The sequence below is a fragment of the Shinella yambaruensis genome, from assembly GCF_050859155.1.
Lineage (GTDB): Bacteria > Pseudomonadota > Alphaproteobacteria > Rhizobiales > Rhizobiaceae > Shinella > Shinella yambaruensis.
In genome coordinates, this window is the sequence record NZ_CP150639.1 from 402,221 (window position 1) to 419,713 (window position 17,493).

The 17,493-nt window shown below is 67.6% G+C and carries 15 protein-coding genes; 9 read left to right on the top strand and 6 right to left on the bottom strand.

The features are described from left to right. Nucleotides 1–59: 59 nt before the first annotated feature. Nucleotides 60–1,178 (top strand): S8 family serine peptidase, encoded by a 1,119-nt coding sequence (locus WMC41_RS24265; RefSeq protein WP_432349331.1) that lies wholly within the window; start codon nucleotides 60–62, stop codon nucleotides 1,176–1,178. An 81-nt stretch (nucleotides 1,179–1,259) separates the two neighbouring features. On the opposite strand, the gene nadE is transcribed toward WMC41_RS24265, so the two are convergent. From nadE to WMC41_RS24295, 6 genes are all read right to left on the bottom strand, one after another. After that, nucleotides 1,260–2,249 carry an NAD(+) synthase gene (nadE, locus tag WMC41_RS24270; protein WP_288079357.1) on the bottom strand — a complete coding sequence of 330 codons (990 nt, stop codon included), beginning with the start codon at nucleotides 2,247–2,249 and terminating at the stop codon, nucleotides 1,260–1,262. Next, complete coding sequence (locus WMC41_RS24275) at nucleotides 2,246–3,772, bottom strand: class I adenylate-forming enzyme family protein (RefSeq protein ID WP_432348453.1); 1,527 nt, start codon at nucleotides 3,770–3,772, stop codon at nucleotides 2,246–2,248. The genes nadE and WMC41_RS24275 overlap by 4 nt, the downstream gene beginning before the upstream one ends. Nucleotides 3,773–3,785: 13 nt before the next feature. Next, entirely contained in the window at nucleotides 3,786–4,040 is a 255-nt protein-coding gene (locus WMC41_RS24280; protein WP_272807866.1) for an acyl carrier protein, read from the bottom strand. 2 nt (nucleotides 4,041–4,042) lie between these two features. Next, complete coding sequence (asnB, locus tag WMC41_RS24285; RefSeq protein WP_432348454.1) at nucleotides 4,043–5,998, bottom strand: asparagine synthase (glutamine-hydrolyzing); 1,956 nt, start codon at nucleotides 5,996–5,998, stop codon at nucleotides 4,043–4,045. A 4-nt stretch (nucleotides 5,999–6,002) separates the two neighbouring features. Then, nucleotides 6,003–7,112, bottom strand: a complete 1,110-nt coding sequence (locus WMC41_RS24290) for a hypothetical protein (protein ID WP_432348455.1) — start codon at nucleotides 7,110–7,112, stop codon at nucleotides 6,003–6,005. Nucleotides 7,113–7,260: 148 nt separating this feature from the next. Then, nucleotides 7,261–8,043 carry a MauE/DoxX family redox-associated membrane protein gene (locus tag WMC41_RS24295; protein ID WP_432348456.1) on the bottom strand — a complete coding sequence of 261 codons (783 nt, stop codon included), beginning with the start codon at nucleotides 8,041–8,043 and terminating at the stop codon, nucleotides 7,261–7,263. Between the two features lie 51 nt (nucleotides 8,044–8,094). On the opposite strand from WMC41_RS24295, the gene WMC41_RS24300 reads away from it, so the two are divergent. The 8 genes from WMC41_RS24300 (at nucleotide 8,095) to WMC41_RS24335 (ending at nucleotide 17,473) form a co-directional block, all read left to right on the top strand. Further along, nucleotides 8,095–8,499: a MerR family transcriptional regulator gene (locus WMC41_RS24300; RefSeq protein ID WP_244766522.1), complete on the top strand. Its 405-nt coding sequence runs from the start codon at nucleotides 8,095–8,097 to the stop codon at nucleotides 8,497–8,499. 232 nt (nucleotides 8,500–8,731) lie between these two features. Beyond that, the gene (locus WMC41_RS24305) at nucleotides 8,732–9,850 is read left to right on the top strand and encodes a sugar ABC transporter substrate-binding protein (protein WP_244766523.1); all 1,119 of its coding nucleotides are present in this window, start codon (nucleotides 8,732–8,734) and stop codon (nucleotides 9,848–9,850) included. A gap of 54 nt (nucleotides 9,851–9,904) precedes the next feature. Then, the gene (locus tag WMC41_RS24310) at nucleotides 9,905–11,455 is read left to right on the top strand and encodes a sugar ABC transporter ATP-binding protein (protein WP_432348458.1); all 1,551 of its coding nucleotides are present in this window, start codon (nucleotides 9,905–9,907) and stop codon (nucleotides 11,453–11,455) included. A 3-nt stretch (nucleotides 11,456–11,458) separates the two neighbouring features. Next, entirely contained in the window at nucleotides 11,459–12,430 is a 972-nt protein-coding gene (locus WMC41_RS24315) for an ABC transporter permease (protein ID WP_244766525.1), read from the top strand. 12 nt (nucleotides 12,431–12,442) lie between these two features. Then, entirely contained in the window at nucleotides 12,443–13,978 is a 1,536-nt protein-coding gene (locus WMC41_RS24320) for an FGGY-family carbohydrate kinase (protein ID WP_432348460.1), read from the top strand. Next, complete coding sequence (locus WMC41_RS24325) at nucleotides 13,975–14,751, top strand: DeoR/GlpR family DNA-binding transcription regulator (RefSeq protein WP_432348461.1); 777 nt, start codon at nucleotides 13,975–13,977, stop codon at nucleotides 14,749–14,751. The genes WMC41_RS24320 and WMC41_RS24325 overlap by 4 nt, the downstream gene beginning before the upstream one ends. Before the next feature lie 38 nt (nucleotides 14,752–14,789). Beyond that, nucleotides 14,790–16,478, top strand: a complete 1,689-nt coding sequence (locus WMC41_RS24330; protein WP_432349333.1) for an FAD-dependent oxidoreductase — start codon at nucleotides 14,790–14,792, stop codon at nucleotides 16,476–16,478. Continuing rightward, complete coding sequence (locus WMC41_RS24335; protein WP_432348462.1) at nucleotides 16,475–17,473, top strand: hypothetical protein; 999 nt, start codon at nucleotides 16,475–16,477, stop codon at nucleotides 17,471–17,473. Before WMC41_RS24330 ends, WMC41_RS24335 begins: the two co-directional genes overlap by 4 nt. Nucleotides 17,474–17,493 lie beyond the last annotated feature (20 nt).

Here is a 17,493-nt window from a genome sequence, read left to right on the forward strand (position 1 = left end):
CGCAGCGCATCCTGCGCCCGCTGTTCCGCCAGTCGACCCGCGCGGTGCGCCGTGCGCCCGTGCGCCGCGCGGTCGCGGTGCCGGAGCAGGCGCCGAACGAGATCGTTGCCGCTGGCCTCGACGAAAACGCCCTTGCCGGCCTGACGCAGGACGGCTTCGTCATCGACGGCCGCGTCGAGGTCGCGCTCGTCGGCGGCGAAATGGTCCGCCTCATCGTGCCGCAGGGCCTGACGCTCGAGGCGGCACGCGCGGCCGTTTCGGCCCGCAGCGCCTCGGCGACGGTGGATTTCAACCATTTCTACCAGCCGCAGGCCGCGGACAAGGCCGTCTGCAGGGGCGAAAGCTGCACCCTGGTGCGCCATATGGTCGGCTGGCCGACCGGGGGTGACGGCAGCGGCATGGCCTGCCTGAAGCCGCAGCGCATCGGCCTCATCGACACGGCGATCAACGCCGATCATGCGGTTCTGGCGCGGGCGCGGCTGGAGGTGCTGAGCCTTGGCGACGAGAAGGACGCGGCATCGGGCGAGCAGCACGGCACGGCGGTCGCGGCCCTTCTGGTCGGCGCGCCCGGCAGCCGCGTGCCGGGCCTGCTGCCGGAGGCGGAGGTCGTCGCCGTCGATGCCTTCCAGCGTTTCCGCAAGACCGCCGACATCGCCAATGTCTACGACCTCGTCCGCGCACTCGACCTCCTGGTCCGGCGCGATATCCGGGTCGTCAACCTGAGCCTCACGGGCCCGGCCAACGCGGTGCTGGAGCGGGCCGTGGCGGCCGCCGCCGGGCGGGGAACGATCCTGGTCGCGGCTGCCGGCAATGACGGACCGAATGCCGAGCCGGTCTATCCCGCCGCCTATGACGACGTGATCGCCGTGACGGCGGTCGACAAGGCCCGCAATCCCTATCGCCGCGCGGTGCGGGGCGATCACATCGACATCGCCGCGCCCGGTGTCGGCGTGTGGACGGCGGCGTCGATTTCCGGTGCGCGGCAGAAGACCGGCACCTCGTTCGCCGCCCCCTTCGTCACGGCCGCCGTGTCCGTTCTCCTCTCCGCCAGGCCCGACCTTTCGCCGGATGCGCTCAAGGCGGAGCTGATGAGATCCGCCGAGGACATCGGCAAGCCCGGCAAGGACGCGGTCTACGGCTGGGGGCTGCTCAACGCCCGCGCGCTTTGCGGGACCTAGGGCAGATCCGGTGAAATCCCGGAATTGCACTTGGTCCTTGTTTCTACTGCGTTATCCAGTGCCGTTTCGGCTGGGAATGCGCTACTTCGCTCCGTCGAAGACGAGCGGCGGGCAATGCAGGTAGCGGGCGACCTTGCGCTTGGCAGCGATATCCGCCCAGACCAGCTCGACGTCGCTTGCCTCGAGGCCCGTCGCCGCGGCGATCTCCGCCGGCGGCACGGCGTTCTCCAGCCCGTAGAGGCAGATGTCCATCTTGTCGTAGGGCAGGGCGAAGTAGAACTCCTCCTGCGTCTGCGGCAGGGAATAGGTGTCGGTGGTGGGCGGGCGCGAGAGGATGTCGGCCGGCACGCCGAGATGGGCGGCAAGCTGGAAGACCTGCGACTTGTAGAGATGGGCGATCGGCTTGATGTCGGCGGCGCCGTCGCCGTTCTTGACGAAGAAGCCCTGGTCGTATTCCAGCCGGTTCGGCGTGCCGAGCACGGCGAAGTTCAGCCGGTCGGCATGGTAGTATTCGAGCTGCTTGCGGGTGCGCTGCTTCATGTTGGTCGCCGCGACGATGCCGAGATAGGCGCCGGCCGAAAGCCGCACCTTGCGCATCGCGCCGTCCGGCGAACGCACGACGAGCGAGGAGATGTTGTAGCCGCCCGTCGTCATCGGGTTGTCGAAGACGATCTTGGAGGCCCAGCCGGCCTCGTATTCCGGCACGGCCTCGCGGATGAAGGCGTCGCGGCGCTCGTAGCAGCCCATGGCGGCGAGCGATGGGCCGATATCCTCCACGATGGCCTCGATGCCGAAGGTCTCGGCGACGCTGCGCCCGAGGCGCAGGCTTTCCGGGTCGGAGTCGTTTTCCGGCATGAAGAGGGCGAAGACGTTCTTCGCGCCGAGTGCCTTGACGGCGAGCGCCGCGCAGAGGCTGGAATCGATGCCGCCGGAAAGGCCGAGCACCAGGCCGCGCTTGCGCAGGTCGAGGCGCAGCCGGTCGCGCATCCAGCCGGTGATGCGCTCCACCTCCGCGGCGGGATCGAGCACGAGCGGGGCGAAGGAGGGCGTGTGGGGCTTCGGCGTGGTCATGCGGGCGATCCTGTATCTTGGCCGGTCGTGCCGGCTGGGTCGGCGGCAAGCCGGCGGCTTGCCTTGCCGGAATCGGTCCTGGGGAGAAAATCCCGGAATTCGACCTGCTTGGGGACCATATGGTCCTCCAGATGGCGGGCGCAGAAACGCAGCACGTCCCGTTCGGTAAGGGCCGGGTCCGAGGCGACGATCACGGCCTTGACGGCCTGTCCGAGCACTTCATGGGGAACGCCGGCGACGAGCGCTTCCGCCACGCCCGGCATGCGGCAGAGCACGTCCTCCACGGCCTTGGGCGCGACCTTCTCGCCGCGCGACTTGATGATGTCGTCCATGCGGGAGACGAAGGTGAGATAGCCGTCCGCATCCGCGGTGAAGAGATCACCGGTATGGAGGCGCAGGCCCCCCGTGTGCGGATCGGGCCGCAGCGCGCGGCGCGTCGCGGCCTCGTTCTGCCAGTAGCCGCGCATGACATGCGGCCCGCTGATCACCAATTCGCCGGTCATGCCGGGCACCACCGGCTCGCCCGCCTCGTCGACGACCTCGGCCCGCCCGCCCGGTATGCTTATGCCGACCGAACCGCGCCGGGCGTCCACCTCGCCCGGCGGCAGCCAGCTGGCGCGGGTGCATTCGGTCTGGCCGTACATGGAATAGAGCTTTACCTGCGGCAGGAAGGCGCGCAGCCAGTCGAGATGGGGAAGCGGCAGGGGCGCGGCGGCGCTGGTGATGTAGCGCAGGCTCGCGAAGAGCGAGGCGTCGAGGTCGCGCGCCTGCATCATCATGGCCGCCATGGCCGGCACGAGCGGAAAGCCGGTGACACGCTCGTCGCGGATCTTCTCGAAGATCGCCTGCGGAAAGGCGAAGGACTTTTCGATGACCAGCGTCGCACCGCAGCGCATGGCGGTGACGAGCTGGTTGAGCCCGTAGCCGAAGGACATGGGCAGCACGACGAGGATCGTGTCGGCTTCGGTGTTTTCGAGATAGCCGGTGATCGCGCGGGCGGCGGCGTCCACGTTCTCATGGGCGAGCATCACGCCCTTCGGTTCGCCCGTCGAGCCCGACGTGTAGATCAGCGCGGCAAGGTCGGTGTCGGGCAGGGGCTCGGCTTTGAGCGGTGCTGCGTCGAGCGCGGCCTCGAAGCTGCCGCCTGTCGCGATGCGTGGTGTGGTGGCGAGCTCGGGCATCTCATCGAGCAGCCGTTCGAGGCGGCTCTCCACGAAGACCAGCGCAGGGTTGCAGTCGCGCACGATCTGCGCGAGCCGCGTGCTCCTGGTCGCCGGGTTGACGGGGCAGATGACGGCGCCGGCGATCCAGGTGGCGAAGACGGCGACGGCGGCCTGCCAGCCATTGTCGAGGAAGACGAGAACGCGGTCGCCGCGCCTGACGCCGCGCATGTGCAGCGTGGTTGCCATGCGGGCGGCGAGGTCGAGGAAGCGCGCGTAGCTCAGCCGCACCTCGCCCGAGACGATCGCCATCCGGGCGTCGTCGCGGGATGCGCTGTCCTCAAGATATCGCTCGATCCGCATGGCCGGCCCGCCGTCAGGCCGCCTGCTTGCGGGTGATGAAGCCGGCGATGCGTTCGATCGTGTCGAGATTGGCCGGCACGATGTCCGCGTCGGCGACCTGGACGTCGAAGCGTTCTTCAAGGAAGCCGACGAGTTCGAGGATGCCGGTGGAATCGACGAGGTCGTTGTCGATCAGTGACAGGTCGGCGGGCAGCGGGTGGCTGTTGTCGCCGAACAGGAAGTTTTCCACGATGAAGGTACGAATGGCGGCTTTGGTCTCGTCGGACATGGTCAGCTTATCCCGATGCTGGATGCAGGTTCTGTGGATCGTGCGGCGCCGGTGCCGCGCAGGAGCTGGGTCGACAGGATGCCGATGAAGGCCGCGTTGTCGCGGAAGCCGGAGACCTGCTCCCTGATGACCTTCTCCTTCAGCTTGCCGACGGCCTGGACGTTGAACAGTCCGCTCCCGGCGAGCCGGTCCGGCGACAGCACCGTGTCGATATAGCCGGGCGTCTGCGGGGCAGCGAAGCTCTCGCTGTCCGGCGCGCGGTAGGGCTGCTTCGGACGCTCGATGATGGCTGCCGGCACGAGGCCGCGGGCGGCTTCCTTGAGGATGTGCTTCTCTCTAAGGCCGAGCAGCTTGGCATCCGGCGCAAGGCCGGCGGCGAAGGAGACGACCCGGTGGTCGAGGAACGGGAAGCGCCCCTCCACGGCATTGGCCATCATCACCCGGTCGCCCTGGCTGGAGAGGATGTAGCCCGGCAGCAGGAAGGCGGTTTCGAGATATTGCGCTTGGTGCAGCGGATGCCAGCGGCGGAAATCGGCCGGCAATTGCGCTGCAAGGTCCTCGGCGGCGTCGTAGTCGCCGAGCGTCTCCTTGAGGCCGGCGGAGAAGAACAGTTTTGCCGCCGCCGTGGAGCGGAAGCGCGGGCGGTGGGAATAGAGCGGATCGTCAAGGGCTTCCGAGCCGAAGGCGAAGAAGCGCGCGAGATATTCCGGCGTCTGCTGCTTGAGGCCGGGAAGATAGGGATAGAGCCGCTGGAAGAGGCGAGGGCGCCGGGCGGAGCCCGGCTGCCGGCCGCAGAAGCGCCGGACGCGCGCCTCGCGGAAAAGGTCGTAGCCGGCGAAGATCTCGTCCGCGCCCTCGCCGGTCAGCACCACCTTCATGCCGCGTTCGCGCACCCTTCCGGCGAGCAGGTGCAGCGGCACGGGCGCGGTGCGCAGGATCGGCCGCTCGATATGGCCCATCACCGCGGGCAGGTGGCGGGCGATCGCCTCCGTCGTGCATTCGACGCTGTCGGCCTGCGCATCGAGCGTTGCCGCCATCTGCCGCTGCCAGGCGCTTTCGTCATGCTCCTCGCTGCGGAAGGTCAGGGAGAAGGTCCGCAGGCCGTGCGTCACGGTGCGTGCGGCAAGCGCGGCGATGATCGAGGAATCGATGCCGCCGGAGAGATAGGCGCCGACGGGCACGTCCGCGCGCAGGCGAAGGCGGGTCGCATCGGCGAGCAGGGCGCGCAGTTCCTCGACCCGGCTCTCGAACCGGCCGGCCGGCTCGGCGTCGCCCCGGTCGGGGAAGGAGAGCTGCCACCAGGGACGGACCGTCCGGCGACCGTCCTCGACGGTCATCACGTGGCCCGGCGGCAGTTCGAAGATGTTGCGGTAGGCGGTGCGCGGCGGGATCGGGCACCAGAGCGTGAAGATCTGGTCGAGCGAGACGGGGTCGATCTCGGCCACCATGCCGGGCAGGGCCAGCAGCGCGCCGATCTCGGAGGCGAAGAACAGGGTGCCCTCGTGCTGGGTGTAGAACAGCGGGCGCACGCCCATCCGGTCGCGGGCAAGCACCAGCCGGCGGTTCCTGGCATCGTGCAGGGCAAAGGCGAAGTCGCCGTTGAAATCCTCCAGGCAGGCGGCGCCCTTCTCCGTAAAGGCCGCAAGCAGCACCTCGGTGTCCGACGTGGTGCGGAACCTGTGGCCACGGGCCGCCAGGTCGTTGCGCAGCTCCACATAGTTGAAGATCTCGCCGTTGAAGGTGAGAGCGAGCGCCCCGTCCGCCGTCGCCATCGGCTGGGCGCCGTCGGCAAGGCCGACGATGGAGAGGCGGGTATGGGCAAGGCCCGCATCGCCGCGCACCAGGATGCCTTCGCCGTCCGGTCCGCGATGGCGGAGCGCGTCGACCATGCGGCGCAGATGGTCCGCCGCCCGTTCCGGTGCGATGTTTCCCCCGCAATATCCGGCGATCCCGCACATGGCCTTACCCGAACCGATCGCCGATGAGGCGGGTCCAGCCTTCGCCGGCAAGACCGTTGAGGAATGCCCGGCCGCTGGTCAGCGCCTCCAGCAGCGCGGGGTTGCGCGAGTGCACGATGGTCGAGGACGTATGCAGGAAGGCGCATTTCTTGCCGATCATCGCCTGCAGCAGGGCGGGTTGCGTGCGCCCGCGAATGCCGACGAGACCGCGGGCATGGGCGTTGCGTATCAGGCAGTCGATGACGATGGCCTCCTGGCCGGGCTCGGCCATGATCTGCACCGTGCGGCCGATGCCGCCGGGATCGCCGTAGTAGAGATAGAGGCCGATCGCCTTGCCGGACCGCGTCTTGACGGCATGCTGGATGCGCTCGCCGTGCAGCGCCTTGCGGGCGGCGTGCCCGAGCATGGTTTCCAGCACCGGTGTCTCCCATGCGGGGCGCAGCGGGAAATGGCGTACGAACTGGCGGCACAGATGGGCAAATTCCGTATCGCTCACCGCGTCGACGACGAAGGCGTCGGCCTTGCCGGCAAGCGGCGCGTAGTGCGACCAGCTCTGTTTTCCACCGCGTCGGCAGAGAAGCGCGTCGATGGGCCGGGTCATGGGGCTGAGCAGCCTCAAGGCGGACATACGCCCGGCGGCGGCTTCCAGCGCGAAGGCGGAGGGTCTTATCACACGCAGCCATTCGAGGCTGTAGGGGCCGAGGACGGTGGCGCGCGTCGTGCGCCACATGTCCGTCGAAACATCGTTCGAGGTCTCGGTGAAGGAGAGGTCCTGCGGGCCGGAGAGCACGTCGCGCAGCAGGCGCGCACCGGCGAAGGGGTCGCCATCGCGGTCGTCACAGGCGAAGGTGCCGCAATTGGCGGCCTTCAGGCGCCGCCCCTCGAATTCCATCTCCACCGGCAGCACGCCGAGGAAGCCCGAAACGCTGCCATCCGCGCGGACATGCACGCGCGAGCGCAAATCCGGTTCGGCGGCGGGAAAATCGATGAAGAGGGTGCGGAGATAGGTTTTCAGATCGTCGCTTGGCGGCTGGGCGCTCTTTCGCAGAAGGCGCTGGAACAGGTCCGCGACCGCATCCACATCCCCCGCTTCAAATGAACGCACGCTCGACATCGACACCCATCCGGCCCCTGTCCCATTCCGGGCCTCGCCCCCGCTTTGCTTACGCGAGGAGCGTGAAGAAAAGGTCAAGAAGGCCTTGCGGCGCGGCGGCGTGGGGTGAGGAGGGGCCGCGAGACGAAGCGGACCCTCGACGGCGTGGCTACATGGCGTGTCCGCCGGCATAGCCCAGGCTGACCGCCGCCATCCAGACGGCCATGGCGATCATCATCAGGTTCTCCGTCAGCGAGATGAAGCCGAGGGGGACGTTGCTGGAGCCGCCGACGCAGGCGCATTTCAGCGCGCGCTTCTCGATATAGACCGCCTTGAAGACCGAGACGGCGCCGATCGTGCCGATGAAGAGGGCGACCGGGATCGACAGCCCGTTGAGCGCGCCCGCCACCATGAGGATGCCGGCAAGGCCTTCGGCATAGGGATAGATGTAGCTGTAGGGCACCCAGCGCCTGGCGAGCAGGTCGTAGTTGAGGAACATGGTCGCGAAGCTCTCGACATTCTGCAGCTTCAGCATGGCGAGCGCGACCATCGAGAAGGCGATGAACCATTCCGCCGCCCTGACGGTGAAGGGCGTGCCGCTGACGGCATGGCTTGCGGCCATCGCCATCAGCGCCGTGAGCGCGAAGAGCACGACGACCGGGCGGTAGGTGGTCGCCTTCGGGTCCGCGACGGGCTTGTCGAGATAACGCCTCAGGTCGTCGTAGCCGCCGACGCGCACGCCGTCGATGAAGACCTGCGGCGTGGTGGGAACATCATGTTTCGCCTTGAAGGCGTCGGTCTCCGCGCGGCTCGTCAGGTGACGGTCGTCGACCGTGTAGCCCGATCGGCGGAGCAGGTCCTTCGCCTTCAGCCCGTAGGGGCAGATGTGGCCCGGCATCACCATGCGGTAGAGGACGGCCGTGCGGCCGGCCTGATTGTTTCTGTCCAACATCTCACGTCTCCTGTCTTGTGAAATCGTTGGCGGGACTATAAGTTCCGTACCATGGTACGGAGTCAAGCGCCTGACGACCTGACGATCGGAAAACTCGCGGCGGCGGGCAATGTCGGCGTGGAGACCGTGCGCTTCTACCAGCGCAGGGGATTGCTCGCGACGCCAAGGCGCCTCGACGGCATCCGCCGGTACGGGCCGGCCGACGTCAGCCGCCTGCGGTTCATCCGCCAGGCGCAGGCCGCCGGCTTCACGCTGGAGGAGATCCGCCAGCTTCTCGCGCTCGATTCCGGCGAGGACCGGGCGGCGGTGCGTCTTCTGGCGACGAAGCGTCTCGCCGAGCTCGAGGCCCGGATGGCGGAGCTGCAGGAGGCGCGCCTGTCGTTGCAAAGGCTCGTTTCGGAATGCGCGGTCGGCAAGACCGGCCCCTGTCCCATCCTGAAATCCTTCAAGGCCTGAGCAGCCGGCCGAACGGCCTATCGGCTCGATCGCAGCCTTCCGCCGTCCGCTCGGCGGTATTTCCCTATTGTTTTTCCTCGACTTCTCTTGCCGGCGGCGGCTTCGGCGAGGCACGCACTCCTTTGCCCGAAAATGGGCGCCTGGAAAATTTGTAACATCTATTGACGATATTATAACGTATGTATACGTTACAAATAGCGCTGGACGAAGCGGCGCATTCGGAGGAGAATCCATGAAAACCAGGACTTTGCTGACGGGCCTGTCAGCGATGACGCTTGCCCTTTCCCTGTCGACGGCTGCCGTGGCGAAGGACAGCTACCGTGTCGCCGTGATCCGCTGGGAGCCCAACGACATCTATTTCAACGGCGTGCAGCTCGGTCAGGAGATCGAGAAGAAGCGCATCGAGGAAAAGGACGGTGTGAAGATCGAATTCACGGTGTTCGGCGCCAATGACGTGAGCGCGCAGCGCAATGCGCTCGACGCGCAGATCGCCCGCGGCGTCGATGGCGTGCTCCTGGTTCCCTGGCGCGGCGAGGCGATGATCAAGGTCGTCGAGGACCTGGCCGCCAAGAACGTCCCGGTCGTCGTGACGAACGCCTTCGTGCCGAAGTCCAAGTCGACCTTCGTCGCCTTCGACAACGAGACGGCCGGCCGCAAGGGCGGCGAGGCGATCGTGAACTGGCTCGACAAGAACCGGGGCGAGGACTGGCGCAAGCAGGACGGCGTGATCATCGAGCTGCGCTGCATCATCACCGCGTCCTTCGATATCGGCCGCAGCGCCGGCTATCACGCGGCCTTCGATCCGATCGTCAAGGACAACCCGAACATCAAGGTCGAATCCCACGAGGCGGGCTGCGACGGCTCCAAGGCCCGCAAGGTCGTCGACGACATGATCTCGCGCTATGGCAAGGACAAGATCCTCGCGGTCGCCAGCATCGATGGCACGATGGGCATCGGCGGCGCCATCCCGGCCTTCGGGGCGCAGGGCATGCTGAAGAAGTCGGACGACCCGGCGCATATCCCGGTCGCGACGATCGACGGCACCCAGCCGGAACTCGCCGCCGTGGAGAAGGGCGATCTCACCCACGTCTCCGTGCAGCCGGCGACGGGCGAGGGCATCGTCTCCATGCGCCTGCTCTACGACATGATGAAGAGCGGCAAGCTCCTCGACAAGTCGGCTTCCGCCGGTACCTTCCCCATCGAGGGCGAGGAACTCTGGGCGCCGGTCGAGATCGTGCCGTCCGACGCCTTCGACGGCGACTGGTACAAGATCCAGGCCTATTCCGTGCCGGAGGACGTGCCGGCGGCCGACGCCCGCAACTGGGCGAACCAGATGAAGGCCGCCAACTGATCGACGGGCGGCGGCATATCTGCCGCCGCCTTCTTTCCCGCCGTGAGCAAGACCATGATCCAATCCGCCGCCCTTCCGGCGACCGAGGCGCCGTCCTATCGCCTTGCCGGGCTGACCAAGACCTTCCCGGGCCTCACCGCCGTCGCGGATGTCGATCTTTCCGTGCGCCGCGGGGAGATCCACGGCATCATCGGCCGCAACGGCGCCGGCAAGTCGGTGCTGATGAGCCTGATTTCCGGCGCGCAGCAGGCGACGTCGGGTGCAATCGAAATCGGCGGCGAGAGCGTCGCCATTGCCGAGTACGATCCCGTGCGCGCCCACGGGCTCGGCGTCTCGCTGGTGCCGCAGGAGCCGAAATTCGCGCCGCGCCTGTCCGTCGTCGACAACATGTTCATGGGCCAGCCGCTGACCCGCAGCTTCGGCTTCCTCCGCCGTGCCGACATGCGGCGCAAGGCCGTCGAGGTCGCCGAGGCGGTCGGGCTCACCGTCGACCCGGACGCGCTGATGCTGACGCTGCCCATCGAAAGCCAGCAATTGCTCGCCTTCGGCAAGGCGCAGTTCATCGACGAGGCGAAGGTCATCCTGCTCGACGAGATCACCGCCTCGCTGTCGCGCGAGCGCAAGACCATGCTGCTGTCGCTGCTGCGCGATCTCGTGCGCCGCCATCCCGACCGGTCCTACACGCTGATCTCGCACCACGTTTCCGAGATCATGGAATTCTGCGACCGAGTCACCGTCATGCGCGATGCCCGCGCCGTCGCCACGCTCGACGTCGCCGCGACCACCAGCGCGGAGCTTGCCAACTGGATCGTCGGCGACATTCCCGTGATGAGCCTCGACGGCCTGTCGCGCGCCGTGCCGGAAGGACAATCCCGCCCGATCGCCCGCATTTCCGGCCTCACCCGCCGCGGCGTCTTCGAGGACGTCACGCTGTCGCTCGGCACGGGCGATGTCGTCGGTTTTGCCGGGCTCGACGGTTCCGGCAAGGACGAGGCGGCCGAAGCCCTGTTCGGCCTCGGCAAGCTCGACGCCGGCACCTTCGAGATGGAGGGCAAGGTCCTGCATCTCGCATCGCCCGGCGAGGCGATGAAGCACCGCATCGCGCTTCTGCCGAAACACCGCGAGCGCCAGGCCGTCATCCAGGGCCGCTCGATTGCCGAGAACACGCTGATCTCCAGCTATCGCCAGTTCTCCACGGCGCTCGGCCTGATCGACAGCCGCCGCGCCCGCCAGGTGACGGCCGACAAGATCGTGGAGTTCAAGGTCAAGGCCAAGGGGCCGGAGATCGGCATGAGCGGCCTTTCCGGCGGCAACAAGCAGAAGGTGCTGATCGCGCGCCTGACGCTGAACGCGCCGCGCCTTCTCATCCTCAACGAGCCGACGCGCGGCGTCGACCTTGCGACGAAACCCGAAATCCTCAAGGCGATCCGCACCGACCTGTCGTGCGACAGCGCGGTGATCGTGCTGACGGAGAGCGAAGAGGAGATGATCACGGTCTGTGACCGCATCTATGTCTTCTTCCGCGGCCGCATCATCGCCGTCCTCAAACGCGGCGAGGAGAATTTCACCGTCTCCGCGCTCTACAAGACCATCCAAGGAGTTTGAACGATGTCCAGCACAGTCCGGCTGTTCTCCCGTCTGATGGAGCGCCACCTCATCTGGGTGCTGCTCGCCGTTCTCGTCGCCGTCGGGCTCACCGTTCCGGGCTTCGCCTCGCTGCAGAACATCACCAACGTGCTCTGGGCGGCCGCTCCCCTCGGCTGCATGGTGCTCGGCCTCTTCCTCGTCCTGCTCATCAAGGAGGTCGATCTCTCGCTGGAATCGAGCTTCGCCTTCGCGCCGGCCGTCGCCATCGTGGCGATGACGGTCTGGGCGCCGGATGTGGTCCATCCCGTTCTCGCCGTCATCCTGACGCCTGTCGTCGGCCTGCTGGTCGGCCTCGCGGCCGGTGCCTTCGCGGTGAACCTGCGTGTCAATGCCTTCCTCGTGACGCTCGCGACGCTGCTTGTCATGCGTGGCGCCGTCGTCTTCCTCATTCCCGAGGGCGTCTATTACCTGCCGGCCGAATACACCTATCTCGGCGAGGCCCGTTGGTTCGGCATTCCCGTGGCGATCTTCGTCTGGCTCGTGCTCTACGGCGTCGCCTATATCTTCATGGAGCGCCATCGCATCGGCAAGGAGATCTACGCCATCGGCAACAACGAGGAAGCCGCCTTCCTCGCCGGCGTGAAGGTGCACCGCACCAAGATCCTCTGCTTTGGCATTGCCGGTCTTGCCGCCGCGATCGGCGGTCTCCTGGAAGTCGGTCGCCTGCAATCGGTCGTCGCCGATCTCGGCGAGGGGGATATCCTCATGGTCTTCGCCGGCACCATTCTCGGCGGTACCAGCCTCAATGGCGGGATCGGGCGGCTTTCCGGCGTGTTCGGCGCGGTCATCGTCATCGCCATCATCGAGAACCTGATGAACCTCACCGGCATCGAGCCCTCGATCCGCCAGATGGTCTTCGGTTGCGTGCTGCTCGTCGCGATCTATCTTGCCAGCCTGCAGGACCGTTTCGCCCTGCGTGCAAGCCGGAACTGACGGGAGAGAACCATGGCGCTGCTTCTGGGCATCGATAACGGCCTGACGGTCACCAAGGCGGTGATTTTCGAGGAGGACGGCACGCCGATCGCCGTCGCGCGGCGGCGGGTGCCGCAGTCCTTCCCCGAGCCGCGCCATGTCGAGCGCGACATGGCGGGCCTGTGGACCGCAACCGCCGAGGCGATCCGCGAGGCGATCGAAAGGAGCGGCCGGCCGGCGGCTGACATCAAGGCCGTCGCGGCGACCGCCCATGGCGACGGCCTCTACCTGCTCGACCGCGACAAGCGTCCGCTCGGTGCCGGCATCCTCTCGCTCGACAGCCGCGCCGGCGCGATCGTCGACGCATGGGAGGAGGACGGCGTGGCGCAGCGCGCGCTGGACCTGACCGGCCAGACCGCCCACGCCTCCGCGCCCTCGGCCCTGCTCGCCCATATCCGGCAGCACGAGCCGGAGCGCTACGGCGCCATCGGCCATGTCTTCACCTGCAAGGACTGGCTGCGCTTCTGCCTGACCGGCGTCGTCGGCACGGATTTGACCGAGGCGAGCACGAGCTTCACCAATGTGCGCACGCAGGCCTTCGACAAGGCGGCGCTGGAGGTCTTCGGCCTCGGCGACCTCTGGCCGGCCCTTCCGCCCGTCGCCCGGCCGGACGAGATCATCGGCACGGTGACGCGTGACGCGGCGGCAGCGACCGGCCTCGTCGAGGGTACGCCCGTAGCCGCGGGCCTGCACGACGTGACGGCCTCGGCCCTCGGCATCGGCGGCCACGCGCCGGGCCTGCTTGCCGTCGTTGCCGGCACCTATTCGATCAACGAGCTGGTCACCGAGGAGCCGATGGCCGATCCGCGCTGGTTCTGCCGCAACGGCATCCGCAAGGGCTGGTGGAACGCCATGGCGATCTCCCCGGCTTCCACCGCGAACTATGACTGGTTCCTCGACAATTTCTGCCGCGACCTGGCGGAGAAGGCCGAAAGCGAGGCGAGCGACATTCACGCGCTGCTGCGGCCGGAACTCGACCGGGCGCTGGAAAAGCCCTCGGACATCGTCTTCCATCCCTTCCTCTTCGGCTCGCCCTTCGGCAGCGGCGCGAGCGCCGGCTTCTTCGGCGTGCACGGCTGGCACGAGCGCGGCGACCTCCTGAAGGCCGTGCTGGAAGGCATCGTCTTCAACCACAAGCTCCATATCGACGACCTCCTGTCCCGCGTGCCGGTGGAGCGCATGCGCATCAGCGGCGGCGGCGCGCGCAGCCCGGTTCTGGCGCAGATGTTCGCCGATGCGACGGGGCTCGCCGTCGACGTGTCCTCTGCCGACGAGGCTGCTGCCTGGGGGGCGGCGCTCGTCGCCGGCGCCGCGGTTGGTCTCTATGCGAGCCCGGAAGCCGGCGCGGCCGCGACGACCCGCATCCTGCGTTCCTACCGGCCGGATGCGGCGCGCAGCGCCCGGCTTGCCGAGCGCTACAATCTCTATAGACAGCTTGCGGACGGGATGGCGCCGCACTGGCGGGCCATCGAGGATCTCGCAAGACGGTCAAGGGGAGTGGACGGATGAAGGCGGACGCACGGCGCGAGGAGATCGCCGATTACATCACGCGGGCCGGCCAGGCGCGCATCGAGGATCTCGTCGAGCATTTCGGCGTGTCGCGCATGACCATCCATCGGCATATCGACGCGCTCGCCCAGCAGGGCGTGCTGCGCAAGCTGCACGGCATGGTCACCGTCCAGCCCTCCGGCCTCTACGAGAGCACGTTCCGCTACCGCGAGACGGTCGGCAAGGCGGAGAAGGAGGCGCTCGCCCGCGCCGCCATGGCCTATGTCGAGGCCGGGCAGGCGGTTATGCTGGATGATTCCTCGACGGCCTGCGCGCTCGCGGACCTCCTGCCGGACGCCCGCCCGCTCACGGTCATCACCAACAGCTACATCTCGGCCGGCAAGCTGATCGAGGCCGAGGAGGTGGAGCTGATCAGCCTCGGCGGCAAGTACCACCGCAACTACAACGCCTATATCGGCATCACCTGCGAGAAGGCGGTGGCAAGCCTTCGGGCGACCGTCCTCTTCTGTTCCGCCTCCGCAATCGACGGCGTGACGGCCTTCATCCAGGACGCGCAGGTCACCAAGGTCAAGCAGGCGATGATGGCCTCGTCGAGCCGCAAGATCCTGCTCGTCGATTCCTCGAAATTCGGCAAGGTCGCCCTCAACGTCCTGAGCGACCTCACCGCCTTCGACGTCGTTCTGACGACGGACCGGGTTGGCGAAGCGGACAGGGCGCGCCTGAAGGAAGCCGGCGTCAATCTCGAAATCGTGAAAATGGGCAAGAGTACATGAATGCGAACGCGGCAGGCGCCGCCGCCTTTCCCGGCGGCATGGGCGAACGAATGGCGGCGATGGAGGCGCGCGGCACGCTCGACGTGCTCATCGTCGGGGCGGGCGTCAACGGCGCGGGCCTTTTCCGCGACCTCACGGCGCAGGGGCTCGACTGCCTGCTGATCGAGAAGAACGATTACGCAGCCGGCACCAGCGCCGCGCCTTCCCGCCTCATCCATGGCGGGCTGAAATATCTCGAGACGGGCGAATTCCGCCTCGTCGCGCAGTCGACGCTGGAGCGCAACCTGCTGCTCGCCAACGCGCCGCATTACGTCAAGCCGCTGCCGACGCTGATCCCGATCTTCTCCTGGACGAAGGGCATCGGCGCTGCGCTGCGCACGCTGTTCGGCTCGAAGAGCGCCCCGCGCAGCCGCGGCGCGCTGCTCGTCAAGATCGGCCTGATGCTCTACGACTTCTATGGCGCGCGCCACCGCGTCATGCCGCGGCATTCGACGGCGAGCCGGGCCGCCTCGCTGCGCGACCTGCCGGCGCTGACGCCCGACATTGTGGCGACGGGCACCTACTACGACGCCACCGTCACCCATCCCGAGCGCCTGATCCTCGAACTCGTGCGCGACGGCCTTGCCGACAGCCCGCGATCCGCCGCCCTCAACCATGTCCGGCTGGAACGCGCTGATGGCGGTGCTTTGATGGTGAGAAGCCTTGCCGGCGAGGCGGCTGCGACCGTGCGGCCGAAGATCGTCGTCAATGCGGCCGGCCCCTGGATCGACGAGGTGAATGCCATTCTCGGCGCAACCTCGCGCATGATCGGCGGCACCAAGGGCTCGCATATCCTGCTCGACCATCCGGACCTGCTGAAGGAGTTGAAGGGCCGGATGATCTATTTCGAGGCGGATGACGGGCGCATCTGCCTTGTCTTCGAATATCTCGGCCGCGCCCTTGCCGGCTCCACCGATATCAAGGCGGCCAATCCCGACACGGTGCGTTGCGAGCCCGACGAGGTGGAATACCTCCTCGAAAGCCTGCGCAGGCTCCTGCCGAAGCTTCGCTTCTCCCGCGACCAGATCGTCTATGTCTACAGCGGCATCCGCCCGCTGCCGGCCTCCGATGCGAAGGATCCGGGCCTCATCACCCGCGACCATGCGACGCCGGTCCTCGAACCCGTCGCCGGCCGGCCCTATCCGGTCTATTCGCTCGTCGGCGGCAAGTGGACGACCTTCCGCGGCTATGCGGAAGAGGTGGCGGACATGCTGCTGAAGCGCCTGTCCGCAAGCCGCAAGGTCTCCACGCGCGACCTCGCCATCGGCGGCGGGCGCGATTATCCGAAGACCGAGGCGGCAAGGCAGACGTGGATTGCCGGTCTCGCACGGGAAACCGGGCTTGCGGAAAAGCGCATCGGCGAACTCTTCGCCCATTACGGCACGACGGCGCGGGTCGTTGCGGCACATGTCGCAGCGTTTCCGGCCGACGCGCCGCTTCCCAACGCTGCGGACTACAGCACCGGCGAGATGGACTACGTGCTGCGCCACGAGCAGGTCGGTTCCCTCGCGGACCTTGCCTTCCGCCGCACGACGCTGGCCGTGACCGGCCGCCTGACGTCCCGGCTGGTCGAGGCGCTCGCCCTCCAGGCGGGCGAGACGCTCGGCTGGGATACGGCCCGCCGTGCCGCTGAAATTGCCGCCGTCCGCGAGCGGCTGAAGACCTTCCATGGAGTCGACCTGACATGATCCCCAAGAGCTACGACGAGAAGATGGCGCGCATCCGTGCCGGCGCCTACCGATCGGGTGACTTCATCCTCGTCGACGCCAAGGATGCCGACATTTCCGGCGGCATCCTGACGACGGGTTTTCGCCGCGGCGCCGACGGGTCGGCCGCCGGCAGCCGCACGCGCCGGGAATTCCTGGCCGAGATGGAAACCCTCGTGGCGGAAAGGGCCGTCGACGTCATGCTGGGGTCGGCAGGCAACATCGAGCGGCTGGTCGAGGGCGGCATCTTCGCGGAAAGCACCGTGACGCCGGCCTTCCGCGCCAACGAGACGACCGACGTCTGGCTCAACATCCGCGGCGGCCGCTACCGCGAGACACCGGCCCAGCCCTATCGCGGCGCCGATCTTCTGCGCGCGCGGGCCGACCTCTGCCTGTTCTCGATGACCTTCAACAACGACGCCGCCTCGGACGTCGCCATGCTGGAGGCCTACCGCGCCTTCCGCATCGAGGCGCGCGCTGCCGGAAAGCGTCATTTCCTCGAAGTGTTCAACCCGAATGTGGCGACCGGCTTCGGGGTCGCGGAGACCGGCACCTTCGTCAACGACTGCATCGTGCGGGCGTTGGCGAGCCTCACGCGCGCCGAGCGGCCGGAATTCCTGAAGATCGTCTATAACGGCCGCCGGGCGCTGGAGGAACTGGTCGCCCATGACGACACGGTCGTCGTCGGCGTGATGGGCGGGGCGAGCGGCACGCATCGCGATGCGATGGAAATGGTCGCTCGCGCCGAGGCGAGCGGCGCCCGCCTTGCCATCTTCGGCCGCAAGATCAACCTTGCCGAACATCAGCTGTCGCTGACGACATGGATGCGCGCCGTCGCGGACCGAAACGTGACGCCGGCGGAAGCCGTGCGCGGCTATCACGGCGACCTGCAGCGGCTCGGCCTGAAGCCGGACCGCGCGCTCGATCTCGACAACACGATCACCGATGCGGCCCTGAGAGAAGACGGCACCCCGTAGCCGCCGGGCAGAATCGATCG